Raw genomic sequence first — 13,352 nt, 5'->3', positions numbered from 1 at the left:
TTCGGCACTTATTTCGGCAAATGGGTGGCATAGGGGGCCAGGCGGCTGACCAACCCGGGCTCCCACTGCGACAACCCGAGGCGATCTGCCTCTTGCCACAAGTGTTGATATTGCTGGCGCGCAAGCGCCTCCATGCCTTCCTGCTCCAACAACTCCGCCTGCACCAGCAAGGCATGGAAGCGGGCTCTTGGCTCTTTCATCTGTGCCATCCGCTCATCAAGCAGGGCGAGCGCGGCGGCAATCCCCTGCTCCCCATGACGCAAGGCGACCTCCTCGGCCAGTTCGGCCTGTCCGCTGCCGCCCCCACTGCTCTTGGCAGGCTGCAACCAGCGGCTGCACTCGGGGGAGAGAAACGGGGAACCATCGCTGAAGGTGAGATCCCGCAGCGCTGGCAGGCGCTGCAAAAACGCATCCAGCTCCGCCATGATCGCCTGCACCACCGCGCCATATCCCAGCTTCTGGGCCACCTCGGCCGAGAGCCTGTGCCCCTCGAACCAGTAAGGGGCCAGCGTCAGGCTCTGCTCGATGCGCTGCCAGAGCGCCAGATCTGGCGTGCCCATGGCTGCGCGATACTCATCCACCATGTCAACCGACATGGGCGCAAGCTGGGTCTTGTTGCCCTGCGCAGCCATGGGAGGTGTCGTGATACCGGCCCAGATGGCGTGACGACGCAACCGATAACCGATCGCCGCCTCCGGCTGGCGCTCAATCAGCAGCTCCGCCACCTTGAGCTGGGTCTGTCGCCATGCCCGATCGTTGGAGCTGTCAATCTCGACCCCGGAGCCCTTGCTGCTGCCACTGAGCACCATGGTGCCCGCCATCCCGCTCGCACTGGCGGTGGCTGCAGCAGCGCTGCTTGCAGGTTGACCCCCGGCATCTGCCTGGGCTTGGGCAACCTGCTGTCGCTGAGCCCGCTTCAACCCCATCACCAGAGGATCCAGCAGTTCTCCCTTGTCAGGGCTCTGGGCCAGCCAGACGGCCTCCAGCTGTTCTGCCTGCGCCAGCAACTGCGCCAGTTCCGCCGCCGAGGCGCTTTCGCTCACCCTCGGCAGGGCCCCCTCGAAGCGCTTGATGATCTGCACCATCAATCGCTGCTTCTGGGTCGCATTCCCGGGCCAGGCCAACAGCCAGTAAGCCTTGATCCAGGCTTCCAGCAAGCTCAGCGCAGCGCCCATCGGGGTCGCCTTGGCGGGGTGCTGCAGGCAGCGCAAAAGCTGTGCCAGCACCCGCATATCCTTGGTGCGGCTCTCCAGCAACCCCAGACAGGCTTCGGCGACCGCATTGAGATCGACCTGGCTGTGGGCAAGGGAGCCCAACTTGACCAGCTCGGTCTCCACATAGTCCCAGCGAGGCTCATCGGCCAGCACGGCCCCTTTGATCTGTTCATCCGGCAAGCTGGTGAGCAGACGGCTACACCAGGGGTGTTGATAGCTCATCTTCCCCCCTACCAGCGACACTGTTGGCGCACCGGTATCAGCGCCTCTTTCAGGCCGCTGAGATCGACCCGCAGCAAGGCGCCGTTGGCCGCCTGAACCTGCAATTCACGATGACCGATCCAGCGTTTTAGCTCCTCGATGGCGGGCAGACCGCGGCCATATTCGAGCAGCCATCCCTGATCCCGGATAAACCAGCTCTGACTGCTGCGAGTTGCTTGTCCATCCAGCGCGACTTCGACACTCTCCCCGCGCCACGGCGCATCCAGCCGCAAGCGAATATGGGTGATGCTGTTGACACAACCGATCGCCAGGGTGGCACCGCGCAGGGCCGGACGGGTCAATACCGCCGTGCCACTCTCCTCATCCTGTCGCAACAGGAAGGGTGAGCTATCCGGCACTCGGGCCAACTCCTGCTCCGCTATCGCCAGCCAGGCCGGAGACTTGGTGCTCTCCTTGTTGCCTGATTGCGTCGCCTCATTGCCAAGGGCGTCATAGCAGGCGAGCCGGATCAGAGGGGATGGCTCGCGACGACACGCTTGCCACGCCGCCATATCAAGGGGAGGCACCGCATTGCCGGTCGCCAGCAGCAGGGGCAACAAACCCATGATGCTCATCAGTTCACCTCCAGTTTCTGGCACTTGTGATCCAGGGTGCGCTTGGGAATATTGAGGCTCTCGGCCACCAGCATGCGATTGCCCTGAAAGTAGCGCAGGCGCGCTTCAATCACCGATGCCTCGTACTGCTGCATGGCACGGCGCAGATCGCGGATATGGTTGTAATCGTCCAGCGCATCGGGCAATTCGGCACATACCCGATCCCGCAGCTCCGGCGGCAAGGCGCCAAGCCCCACCTCTTCACCGTGACGGGTGTGAGCACAGGCCACCTCCAGCAGATTGCGCAGTTCGCGCACGTTGCCGGGGAAATCGTAACTTTGCAGTTGCTTGAGGAACTTGCGCTGCAAGCCAGCCAGACCCTTGTCATCCTGCGCGGCAAACTGGGCCATGAAGTGCTGACAGAGCAGCGGCACATCCTCGATATGCTCGCGCAAGGGGGCGATCAGCAGCAGACACTGGCAGAGACGGTGGTAGAGGTCGGCACGGAACCGCCCCTCCTCCACATGGCGGGTCAGCGGCTGATGGGTGGCCGCGATGAGGCGAAAATCGGAGTGATACTCCTGCTCTGCCCCAAGCGGCCGGTAGCTGCGGGTTTCCAGCACCCGTAGCAGCTTGGCCTGCATGGCGGCGGGCATGTCGCCCACTTCGTCGAGAAACAGGGTGCCACCATTGGCCTGCGCCACCAGTCCGGTCTTTTTGGAGAGGGCGCCGGAGAAGGCCCCCTTCTGATAACCGAACAGCTCGCTCTCAATGAGATTCTCGGGGATGGCGGCACAGTTGATGGCGACGAACGGCTTGGCGGCGCGCTCGGAGCACTGGTGCACCAAGCGGGCGACCACCTCCTTGCCACTGCCTGTCTCCCCCTGAATGAGCACGGTCAGCTTGTGCTGGCCCGCCTGGGCGATCTGCTCGCGCAAGCCGCGGATCACCGCCGACTGGCCAACCAGCTGATCCCCCAGCAACTTCTCGTGCTGGCGCTGGCGCTCCCCCTCCCCCTTGATCTGACGCAGCGAGTCGCGCAACACGTTCTGATCCCGGCGGCTACGACCCAGATCGCGGATCAGGGTAAGCTGGTTGCAAAAGACCTGCGCCAGACTGGCCAGCTCGGGGCGAGCCGCCCACTCCTGCAACACATCGCCACTGTCCATCATCGCCAGCACGGCAAACGGCTTGCCGTTGCCATCATTGAGCGGAAAGGCGTGCAGGCCGCACTGCTGGCCAAGGTTGGCCAGCAGTGCGCGAAAACCGGCGTGCTCAATGCGGGCACCGCCATGGAGGGAATCCCAGGTGCGGGATTGCGCCTTGTGCAGCACATAGGCGAGTGGATGAGAGAAATCATCTACCGCCAGCGCCAGCGCAACCTCCTGCCCCTTTACCCACCCTTTGCACTCCAGCTGGCGGCCGCTCACATCCAGCATGCCAAGCAGCAGTCCTTTGGGCTGGAAGCTGGCATGGAGGGTCGAGCTCCACCAGTGGCAGAGATGTTGTTCATCCCGTTGCGAGGTGAGGGCCAGGGCGAATGTGAGGGCTTGCTCCATGGTCAGCCCTCCACCTCGGCCACAAACTGGTGATCGGCCACCGAGAAGCGCACCCGGTTGATGGGCTCACCGGCCGAGAGGCGCTGCAACAGTTGCAGGGAAACCGGCGGCAACAGGGCTCCATCAATGACGGACTCCAGCATCCGCGCGCCATTCTCGCTGCGGTTGGCCCGCAGCAGGATCTCCTCGGCCACCTCGCTCTCCAGCACCACCTCGGCACCGAAACGCTCCTTGAGCAGCTTGACCAGCCGGTTGAGTTTGCCACCGACGATCTGCACCAGGGTGTCGTGACCGAGCGGCAGGTATGGGATCACCTCCATCCGCGCCAGCAGGGCCGGTTTGAAGAAGGCGGCCAGCTCCGGATAGAGTGCATCCAGCAGGTCATCAGGCTGCTCGGCATGATCGACGATGGTCTGGAAACCAAGGTTGGAGGTGAGGAAAAAGACCACGTTCTTGCAGTCGATGATCCGCCCTTCCCCATCGGCCAGCTCGCCCTTGTCGAACGCCTGATAGAAGAGGTTGAGCACGTCAGGATGGGCTTTTTCCACCTCATCCAGCAGCACCACCGAGTAGGGCTTCTGCCGAATGGCCTCGGTCAGCACACCACCCTCACCAAAGCCGACATAGCCGGGAGGCGAACCGATCAGACGGGAGACGGTGTGCTTCTCCTGATACTCGGACATGTTGATGGTGGTGAGATACTGGCGACCACCAAACATCAGTTCGGCAATCTGCAACACGGTTTCGGTCTTGCCGACCCCGCTTGGCCCCACCAGCAGGAAGGCGCCCAGCGGACGGCCTGGACGACGCAGATCGGCGCGGGCGGTCAGCAGGTGCTTGTGCAGATGGGCCACCGCCACATCCTGCCCCTTGATGAGCTCGCCAAGGTACTCCGGCAGACGGGTCACTACATCGAGTTCCCCTTGGGAGATGCGATTAAGCGGCACCCCGGTCCACTCGGCGATCACCGCTGCGATCTGAGTCTTGTCGACATGGGCAGAGACCAGTACCTTACCCTGTTGCAGCTCGGCCAGCTCGCGCTCGAGCCCTGCCAGCTGCTCGGCAGCCGCTTGCGGATCGAGCGGCGCATCGGCGAGATCCAGCGCTTCTCTGGCCAGCATCTCATCCTGCTGATCGGCCAGCAGGGCGGCACGCAGCTCGACAATCTGATGCACCAATCCCTGCTGTTGCTGCCACTGTGCTTCCTGCTCACGCAGAGTGTCACGGCAGGTCTGCTGGGCTGCTTTCAGTTCTGTGAGTCGCTCATCGTTGTCACCCAGACCGATCAGACTCTGGCGCTCCAGCTGACGGATCTCCAGCTCACGCTGGCGCAGTTCGTTTTGCAGGTGACTGACGGCGCGCGGCGGCGTGGTGAGGTTGATGGCCACCCGGGCACAGGCGGTATCGAGTACGTCGATCGCTTTGTCCGGCAGTTGACGACCGGAGATGTAACGGGCGGAGAGCTGGGCGGCGGCTTGCAGCGCTTCCTCATCGATCAGCACCCCGTGGGCCTTTTCGTAGATGCTGCGCAGACCGCGCAGGATTACGGTGGCTTCATCTGCATTAGGCTCACCCACTTTCACCAACTGGAAACGGCGCGACAGGGCGGCATCTTTTTCCACGTACTTCTTGTACTCGCCCCAGGTGGTGGCGGCGATGGTGCGCAGCTCGCCACGGGCCAGCGCAGGCTTGATGAGGTTGGAGACATCCAGCCCGCCCGCCTGATTGCCCGCCCCGATCAGGGTGTGGGCCTCATCGATAAAGAGGATGACAGGTCGCACGGCATCCTTGACCTCCTGCATCACCCCCTTGAAACGCTTCTCGAACTCCCCCTTGACCGAGGCACCGGCCTGCATGGCGCCCAGATCCAGGGTCATCAGCTCCACATCGCGCAATTTTTCCGGCACCTGGCCTGCGACGATGCGCAGCGCCAACCCTTCGATCAGGGCACTTTTACCGACACCCGCCTCACCCACCACAATGGGGTTGTTTTTGCGGCGACGGGAGAGGATGTCGATCATCAGATCGATCTCGTGATCCCGGCAGAGTACCGGATCCAGGGTTCCCTGACGGGCCTGTTCGGTGACGTTGACGGTGAAGCGGGCCAGCAGGCTGGCATCGGCGGGCAGCGCGGCCTGAGTAGAAGTACCGTTGGCAGAAACAGTCACTTGGGTCTCGGCAGACTCTTTCACCCACTCGTCGAACTGCTGGCGCAGCAGCTCGCGATTGATGTTGGCAAGCAAACGGGTCACCGAGCCCGGCAAGTAACGCTGGGGAGTCATCAGCAGCACCAGCAGCATGACGCCGCTGCGCAGTTGACCGTGTTGCAACTCGGCAGAGGCGAGCAGCCAGCTGTCTTGCAGCCATTCCACTAATAGCGGCGAGAAGGAGGGATAACCCTGACCATAACCGTTATCGGCCGCCGAGGGGTGCAGCAGGCTCTTTAACTCTTCAACCTCAACTTCAGCCCGTTTGAGGATCTGGCGTACATCGCTGAGGGGGGTCTCCAGCATCTTGAGCAGCAGGTGCTCGATGCGGATCTCGGCACCCTGATGATTGACACAGAGGGCCGCGGCCTCCTCCAGCATGTGACGGCAGATGGGGTTGAGTCTTTCCACCAGTACCGGTAGCTCTATACGAATCAAGGCGTGCTCTCCTTAAGTATTTATTTTAATAATTCGCCCAGTTGACGCAGTACGTCCTGGGTCTGGTTATTGAGTTGGTGGTGATAGAGGCCAAAGATGATGGCCAGGGTCAACGCGCCGCCCATAAACAGGGTGCGCAGGGAGACTTGCGTGCGCAGCTGGTAGCGAGACGCCTGCTGACCGAGATCGAGATGAAACACGCTGGGTGCCTCACCGCCACGTTCGAGTGACAACTGTTTGTGCAATTGCTTGACGATCCGTTCAAACTCGTCACGGCCCTGGCTCATCACCTTGTAGCGCCCCTCAAAACCGAGGCAAAGGCAGAGATAGATGAACTCCAGAATGTCGCGATAGCGCACCGGATCTTCCTGCAGACGCGACAGCAGCACGAATACCTTCTCGCCCCCCCAGGTCTCGTTGTGAAACCGAGCCAGCAGGGAGTGTTGGGACCATTCGCTCTGGCTGCCCCAGTCGCGCCCCATCACTGCCTCATCGATGAAAGTACAGAGGATGTAGCGAAACGAGAGGACGACGCCATTCTCGTAACCCTGCGCCATCAACTCCTGCTCGATGGCCTGGATCTCGGTCACCACCCGTTGATAAAGCTCGGGCACCCGGTCGTAGCGCGACAACAGACGCACCCGCTGTACCAGCCCCAGCAGCGGGGTCACCGCATCGATCATCGGGTTGATGCTCTGGCCACGCAGGCGGAACCAGTAGTCCGAATCCATGTCCAGCTGCTCGGCGTGATCGAACAGCAGGTCGCTCAGTTGCTCGTTGTTGATAATGTCCGTGGTCATCTCTGCTTGTTTCCTTGATGCGATCACTGGCTACGGATGGCCCAGAGCTGCATGTCGAGCTCGGGGAAATCGCCGGCGATGTGGAAGGCGAGCGTGTTGCTGACCGCCAGCATCTGCCAGGCAGGGCTCTGACGGTCGAGCTGGAAGTAGCTGTAACCGGCGTGATAGGGCAACTGGCGCGGCGCCACCGGCAGCGGCAACAGCGGGATACCGGGCAGCTGCAGGCTGATGAGTTCGCGGATCTTGTCGCTCGACGCCACCTTGGTCTGCTGCAGCAACTGTTTGCGCAGCTGCTCCTGCGGCATGCGGGCACGCACTGCCAGCACGAAGTCGGCGCTTTGCATCAACTCGCTCTCGTTGACCATGGCCACCATAACGCCGTACTGGTGCTTGCGCAGCTGGATAGAGACGGCACGTGGCGACAGCACGGTACTGAGCGCCTGACGCAGGGCCAACATCACCGGCTCGAAGCTCACCTGCTGATCGTCATGACGATAGGCGGGGAACTCGGGGGGCAGACGGGACTCGTCGGTAAAGGTCATCAACTCGCCACAAAGCTGCACCAGCGCCTCGTGCAACCGCTCGGGGTGCAGGGTGCCAAGACGCGCCAGATGGGAGAGCTGTGGTTGAGCCCGGTTGAGCAGTTGCAGCATCATGAACTCGGCCACATCGGCCACCCCCTGCTGTCCCGGCGCAGCGATGCGCTGGGAGAGGCTGCGAGCCCGCTCGGCCACGAGACCCGCCGATTCGCCGAGGAAGCGCTTGAGGGGCGGAATGGCAGAGACACTGATACTGCAAGGCATGAAGTTGAGATCCAGCACCAGACCGCCATCCGGGCGCTTGTCCAGAATGCGGGCGATGGCGAGGGACGCATAGGCGCTGCGATCTTCCCGCTCCAGCATCAGGCGCAGGCTGACCCGCCCCACTTCGAGGGAGACCACGTCGCCCCCTTCGCTGTGCAGATCCCGCACATCGTGGCGATGAGCCTGCAGCCGGGTTGCTACCTGACCGCCCTGATTGACCTCGTTGACCCCGCTCACCGAGAGCGGCAGCGCCAGATAGACCTTCTGGTTGGCCACCGAGGCATCGGTGATCTCCAGCGGGGTCGGCAGCACATCATCGTTCGGAATGTTGAAGACGGTGCCGTCCGGCAGGATACCGGTGGCCCCCACCAGCGCGATGCGGCCAAAGCCGAGGTAATCCTCGTTGATGGCAAGCGACTGCAACCCGTAGAAATAGTCGGACAGCGCGCTCAAACGCGCGTGCAGCGCGTAATCTGAATGTCTCTGTTGTTGCTGGAAGTGCTGGGGCTTGATAAAGAGCCCTTCACGCCAGATAACCCGATTTCGACTCGACATGATTATTCTTCTTCTTTTTGTAGTTCCACTTCATCCAGGCGCAGGTGCACCAGGATTTGATAGGCCGTTCCCTTGCTCTTGACCTTGATGACCTTGCGCCACTCGGCGCTGTCCGGATCGGCGTACCGTGCAATCACGCCGATGTAACGGGTCTTCTCGTCAAGCTTGACGGGGGGCAGGTATTTGAACTGGCCGGGCAGCAGGGTGTAGTCCTGATGATCCAGGTAGTTCTTGCCAAGGGCCTTCTCTACATCCGCCGTCACCTGGTCATAGTCCGTAGCGAGCAGCTTGGAATCTTCAGCCAGCAGCACCACCTGAAACTCGATAGGCGCCGCCTCCCCACTTTCGTTGGGGTTGACGTCAGGCTCAGCCAACAGGCTCAGCCCCAAAGTGGAAGGCTGATCATCGTTGCTCCCCACCTGGATATCCGGGTTCATGGCCACATCGGCCATCTTGCCCATGGTGGTACAACCGGCCAGGGCCAGCAGACAGGCCCCAAACCACAGTGCACGTATCATCAAATCAGTCCCTGTTGCTGACGCACGGCCTGGTCATACGCCTGGGCGTAAACCTGATGGAACAGCTTGTCGAACCCCTGCTGACGGGCGGAGGTGAGCTCGCGGTAGTAGTGCTGGTACATATTCCAGGCCCAGCCTTCATCGGCCACACCCGGGGTACCGGTACGACGGTAGTGCTCGAAACGACCGAGCAACACCTCGGGCGAGAAGGCCTGCAGGATGCTGTCGAGCGCAGCGCCAATAGCCTGCTGGTTCGCCACGTGGTGAATGCGCACATTGCGCAGACTCTCGGCCACCGCGGCCGGCGCGCTCAGGTGCACCGGGCTCTTCTGCTCGGCAAACATAACCGCCAGGGTCTCGTCATAATCGAGACCAAGGCGCAGCGGGTTGTCCTCGATGGGGCGCAGGTGCTTGTCTGCCAGCGCAGCCTGATCGCTTTGCAGTTGCAGCAACCCCTCCACCATGGCACGCACTGTCTTGCCCATCTCTTCGAGCATGTCGTGGGCTTGCTGGGTGTCTTGCAGCTGCAACGGCTGGCCCAGACCACGCATCAGCGGAGTCAGGGCGACGTGATCAACGCCCTCCAGTGGCTGAAAATCGGGGTGGTTCTCGATGGTGGGCATATCCAGAAATTCTTGGTTCATGGTGTTCTCGACGGCTGAAAATGGAGCGAGGGATACGGTGTCCATATCCGGTTGAAACTGCGGTTGAGCCTGCAGGCGAGCATCCACCAAGGGACTCGGGGCCGCACGCTCCTGCTGCAATGCCAGCAGGGGGTCGACCGCCAGGGCCTGTGGATCATCCAGGGTCTGGGAGTGGTGAGGATCGCTTGCCAGCCACTCATCAAGCTGCTCGGTCGGACGGTTGCCCAGCACCTGCTGCAAACTCTGCTCGGGGGAGATGGCACCGAGATAGGCTCTCAGGCGAAAAGGGCCGACAATCAGCTCGTCACCCTGCTCGAGGTTGACCTTGCGAGCCCGCCCAATGGGCGAGGTGGCACCATTGATGTAGGTCTGGCCGCTGAGATCGCACAGGCAGAAACGACCGTCATTGAGCTCGACCCGGGCATGGGCTGGCATCACCGCCCCCAACCTGTCTCGCAGTTGCCAGTCATCCTGTTCGGAGGAGCCCAATGTTCCCCCCATCTCGTCGAAGCGATATTGCACCTGCTGGCTGCCGTCGAGCTGCTCGCTGTTGAGCACCACCAGAGATAGTTGCTGGTTAAAGTCGTCCACATTCACTCCTGCACGTATTCCTACACTGAATTTCTGTGCTTATTCCTGTACACAGATCGTCACGAACGGATCACTCGGCGGTTGGCCGAGAAAGGTACTCCACCCCAGACGGGCACTCTGCTCCTCCCCCAATCTCAGCCCCTTGGCCTGCTCCTGGCCGAAGCCAAGCCGCAGATCCCAAGCCAGCTGATCGCGCAAGATGAAGGAGACAAAGGTCACCAGTGCGTGGAAATGCTCCCCATTCGGGAGAAATCCGAGAAACTGGCTAAAACTCAGATCATTGATTTTCAATAAAAACTTGCCGGCACAATCATTGACCTTGTCACCGATGACGAAGTCGTGCCCCAACGTAGCGCAAGCACCGCCCAGGCGGTTTTGCTGCTCCGGATGGATCGGCACCTTGCGCCACTGCCAGGCACTCACTTCCACATCCGCCAGATCGAAGCAGTGTGCCACCAGACCGGCGACCACCTCTGGAGAGCGGCTGGGGCTGGCCAGCATGCCCGCATAGGAGAGCATCTTGGCGCGGTTGACCGGCAAACTCTGACAGACGGCATCGTTGCCAAGCCCCACCAACGCAAACATCAGACGGGAGAACCCATCCTCACCGTCATCCTGAAAACGGACGTGGTAGCGATACTTGCGCCAGATCCGGTGCAGCAGGGTCAGCAGGCGATGGTGGAAGAAATCCAGGAAAAGACCGAGCTTTTGTTCACCCTGGGCGTACTCCCACGCCAGCGAGTCGAGGTAATACCCCGGCATCGGCGACTGGCTGCCGTGCAGACCCAGAAAGGCCACTTCCAGTTCGTGACGCCCCTTCTCGTCACGACCAATTTGCAGCACGTCGCTGGTGGGAAATCCCAGCGATGCTGTCGCCTTGAAACGAATATTCTCGTCACTCGGCAGGTGGTCGAGACCACGCTCCTGATCGGCACCATCCAGCCGGTTGAGCAGCTCAACCAGCTGGAAGAAATTGAAACGGGGCGCCTCGTTGGCGGCACTCACATCAGGGAGTGCTGACCGATCTGGACTGGCCACTGATAGCGCTCCTTGTTATCGAGATTGACCACCTCAAGCAGGTGGAAAGCGTTGACGCTGGCATAGAGCGAGAAGAAGTGGGCCAGTACGGTGCTGAAGAGATAGAGCTCCCCTTCGCTACCAAAGGCGGACTGACGGATGGAGAGTACAGACTTGAGCCCCCGCACCGGCATGCCGCGCACCAGCCTGTCCACCGGCTTGGTCTCGATCTCCTCGATCCCCGCCAGCCGCTTGCGCGACGCCTGCTCTGCCTGCTTGTCGTGCAAAGCGGGAAAGTCATAGGTACGCAGCACCTGCACCAGGGCATCCCGGCGCAGCAGAGAGACATAGTTGAGCGACAGGTTGGAAATCAGGGTCCAATGCAGGCTGCCATCCAGTGCCGGACGCAGCGGCCGGGTCGGCCGGATCAGGTTGCGGAAGGTAGCAAACGACGGTGAACTGCCGGTCGGCACGCAGATACTGCCCACCTTGAGGCGGGCTGCGCGGGAGCGGTTGGTGCAGGTGAGCGTCACCGAAATGGATTCATCCAGATCGACCGTAGTGGTTTCATCCCCCCGCACAAACGACAGACTGTGCTCGAAGCCATCACCACTCACCGACTCCCTGACCCGCACCCTGTAATAGAGCGCCAGCCGCTGTTTGGCCCGCTCAATCTGATGCTGAAAACTTTCAAACGGCTGATAGATGCGTGGCGTACCGCGGGAGCGGCCCATATTGCCCTCAACCCAGCCTTCAACCTGATCCACCGAGAAAATTTCGAAACTGTCGGCATAGCGATAGCTCGCCTTGAGCGGGTATTCTGCCTGACGGCCGTTGAGATTGACCGGCTCGCTGTCGTGCTGGAACAGATTGATAGCTGGCACGCAGTTGAGCATGAAAGAGTCGGGACGGATCTTGAGTTCCGCCGGCAAGGGCCGGTCGAAACAGAAATGGATTTTGAATTCACTCACCGGCAGCGGCTGTTTGGGCCACTCGCCACCGGAAAGTTCAAAGAAGAGAAAGCTCTCCGGAAAGCAGAAATACTCCTGCAGTATCCGGTAGCCGGAATAGACATTATTCGGATAGGGCAGCAGCGCATCGTCGCGCTCGAAGCCGACCGATTTGAGTGCCTTGGCCTCCTGACGAAAGCGCTTGCCGTCGATCTCCAGCTCGATATGGGAGAGCTGGTTGGAGAGCCAGAAGTAGAGCTCATACGCGGTGTAGCTGTCGCCACCGAGGAAGAAGCGCAGCTTGTCCAGCTGCAATTCGCTAAGCGGCAGGGGGGCATGCAGCGCAATATCGAGCGAGATAGTAGAGAGATCATTGCCACTTTGCGCCGTTATCTGGCGCATTTCGGCCGGATAGACCCAGGCATCGTGACAGGTCTGAAAATGACAGGTTACGTCGTCGATTGGCAGACTGTCCAGCTGGCAACCCTGCCTGACCAGTGCCGGTTGGGCAATGGCACCCGGAATGACCGAAAACTGCATGATGGTCATGCTGGGGACGGGGCGCAGATAGTTCGGCCAGAGCATATTGAGCAGACCGTGAGTCAGCTCGGGGAACTCGTCCTCGATTTTGGCGCGCAGGTTGCCCGTAAGAAACGCAAAGCCTTCCAGCAGGCGTTCCACATCCGGGTCGGTATTCTGCTCCGACAAAAAGCGGGTGAGTTCGGGATAGCTATCGGCAAATTCGCGCCCTTGCAGGCGCAAAAAAGCCAACTCATCCCTGAAGTAATGTTCCAGCGACATTGATCAGACCATGCGGTAGTGACGGTGACTGTCCATATGGACGTTGAACGAGGTAACTTGCTCGATATGCTCCAGCCGCACATGGGCCGTCACCTGAAACGACATCTCAAGCGGACTTGCCTGATAGTCGGGTGAACGGACATCCACATGGATGATCCGAGGTTCATAACGACGGATGCATTGCCGGATCGCCTCCCGGATCCGCCCCTTGATATCCGCACTGCCCTGAGTGGCGTCATTGAGATCAATAACCCCCAAATCGGGTGCACTGCGGCAATTGCCGGGACGGGTGTTGAGGATCTGGTCGAGCTGACGTTTGACAGAGTCGACCAATTCATCAACTTCCGAACGAGGGGAGGAGCCAAGCCCCTCCCCCCGGATGCGATCAAACAGGCTGGCCGCATTTCCTCTATCCCAGGAAGAGAGATGCGGCATCGGGC

11 protein-coding genes are annotated in these 13,352 nt (G+C 61.0%); all 11 read right to left on the bottom strand.

The genetic code is table 11. The annotated features are described in order from the left end of the window. Positions 1-8 precede the first annotated feature (8 nt). The 11 genes from tssA to tssE are packed head-to-tail and all read right to left on the bottom strand — an operon-like array spanning position 9 to position 13,347. Positions 9-1,436 (bottom strand): type VI secretion system protein TssA, encoded by a 1,428-nt coding sequence (gene tssA, locus AB5Y83_RS14130; RefSeq protein WP_368175373.1) that lies wholly within the window; start codon positions 1,434-1,436, stop codon positions 9-11. A gap of 8 nt (positions 1,437-1,444) precedes the next feature. Then, positions 1,445-2,050 carry a type VI secretion system-associated protein VasI gene (gene vasI / locus AB5Y83_RS14125; RefSeq protein WP_219263750.1) on the bottom strand — a complete coding sequence of 202 codons (606 nt, stop codon included), beginning with the start codon at positions 2,048-2,050 and terminating at the stop codon, positions 1,445-1,447. Then, positions 2,050-3,588 carry a sigma-54 interaction domain-containing protein gene (locus AB5Y83_RS14120; RefSeq protein WP_368175372.1) on the bottom strand — a complete coding sequence of 513 codons (1,539 nt, stop codon included), beginning with the start codon at positions 3,586-3,588 and terminating at the stop codon, positions 2,050-2,052. The genes vasI and AB5Y83_RS14120 overlap by 1 nt, the downstream gene beginning before the upstream one ends. A gap of 2 nt (positions 3,589-3,590) precedes the next feature. Next, the gene (gene tssH / locus AB5Y83_RS14115; RefSeq protein WP_252413494.1) at positions 3,591-6,233 is read right to left on the bottom strand and encodes a type VI secretion system ATPase TssH; all 2,643 of its coding nucleotides are present in this window, start codon (positions 6,231-6,233) and stop codon (positions 3,591-3,593) included. 20 nt (positions 6,234-6,253) lie between these two features. Beyond that, on the bottom strand, positions 6,254-7,033 hold the full coding sequence (icmH, locus tag AB5Y83_RS14110; protein ID WP_368175371.1) for a type IVB secretion system protein IcmH/DotU: 780 nt from the start codon (positions 7,031-7,033) through the stop codon (positions 6,254-6,256). Positions 7,034-7,056: 23 nt separating this feature from the next. Next, complete coding sequence (gene tssK / locus AB5Y83_RS14105; protein WP_368175370.1) at positions 7,057-8,391, bottom strand: type VI secretion system baseplate subunit TssK; 1,335 nt, start codon at positions 8,389-8,391, stop codon at positions 7,057-7,059. Between the two features lie 2 nt (positions 8,392-8,393). Beyond that, entirely contained in the window at positions 8,394-8,909 is a 516-nt protein-coding gene (gene tssJ / locus AB5Y83_RS14100) for a type VI secretion system lipoprotein TssJ (RefSeq protein ID WP_019444945.1), read from the bottom strand. Further along, entirely contained in the window at positions 8,909-10,144 is a 1,236-nt protein-coding gene (tagH, locus tag AB5Y83_RS14095; protein ID WP_368175369.1) for a type VI secretion system-associated FHA domain protein TagH, read from the bottom strand. The genes tssJ and tagH overlap by 1 nt, the downstream gene beginning before the upstream one ends. 39 nt (positions 10,145-10,183) lie before the next feature. After that, complete coding sequence (gene tssG, locus AB5Y83_RS14090; protein ID WP_042053054.1) at positions 10,184-11,182, bottom strand: type VI secretion system baseplate subunit TssG; 999 nt, start codon at positions 11,180-11,182, stop codon at positions 10,184-10,186. Beyond that, the gene (gene tssF / locus AB5Y83_RS14085) at positions 11,146-12,912 is read right to left on the bottom strand and encodes a type VI secretion system baseplate subunit TssF (RefSeq protein ID WP_019444948.1); all 1,767 of its coding nucleotides are present in this window, start codon (positions 12,910-12,912) and stop codon (positions 11,146-11,148) included. Before tssF ends, tssG begins: the two co-directional genes overlap by 37 nt. Positions 12,913-12,915: 3 nt before the next feature. After that, positions 12,916-13,347 (bottom strand): type VI secretion system baseplate subunit TssE, encoded by a 432-nt coding sequence (tssE, locus tag AB5Y83_RS14080; RefSeq protein WP_005299981.1) that lies wholly within the window; start codon positions 13,345-13,347, stop codon positions 12,916-12,918. Between the last annotated feature and the right edge of the window lie 5 nt (positions 13,348-13,352).

It is taken from the genome of Aeromonas sp. R5-4 (genome assembly GCF_040908215.1).
Taxonomy (GTDB): domain Bacteria; phylum Pseudomonadota; class Gammaproteobacteria; order Enterobacterales; family Aeromonadaceae; genus Aeromonas; species Aeromonas veronii.
The sequence above is the reverse complement of the archived record's forward strand: the minus strand, read 5'-3'. Positions and strand labels throughout refer to the sequence as shown.

What these genes read in the sequence shown, in the direction of transcription:
- tssA (WP_368175373.1), bottom strand. Translation starts at nt 1,436, where the DNA reads ATGAGCTATCAACACCCCTGGTGTAGCCGTCTGCTCACCAGCTTGCCG.
- vasI (WP_219263750.1), bottom strand. Translation starts at nt 2,050, where the DNA reads ATGAGCATCATGGGTTTGTTGCCCCTGCTGCTGGCGACCGGCAATGCG.
- AB5Y83_RS14120 (WP_368175372.1), bottom strand. Translation starts at nt 3,588, where the DNA reads ATGGAGCAAGCCCTCACATTCGCCCTGGCCCTCACCTCGCAACGGGAT.
- icmH (WP_368175371.1), bottom strand. Translation starts at nt 7,033, where the DNA reads ATGACCACGGACATTATCAACAACGAGCAACTGAGCGACCTGCTGTTC.
- tssK (WP_368175370.1), bottom strand. Translation starts at nt 8,391, where the DNA reads ATGTCGAGTCGAAATCGGGTTATCTGGCGTGAAGGGCTCTTTATCAAG.
- tssJ (WP_019444945.1), bottom strand. Translation starts at nt 8,909, where the DNA reads ATGATACGTGCACTGTGGTTTGGGGCCTGTCTGCTGGCCCTGGCCGGT.
- tssF (WP_019444948.1), bottom strand. Translation starts at nt 12,912, where the DNA reads ATGTCGCTGGAACATTACTTCAGGGATGAGTTGGCTTTTTTGCGCCTG.
- tssE (WP_005299981.1), bottom strand. Translation starts at nt 13,347, where the DNA reads ATGCCGCATCTCTCTTCCTGGGATAGAGGAAATGCGGCCAGCCTGTTT.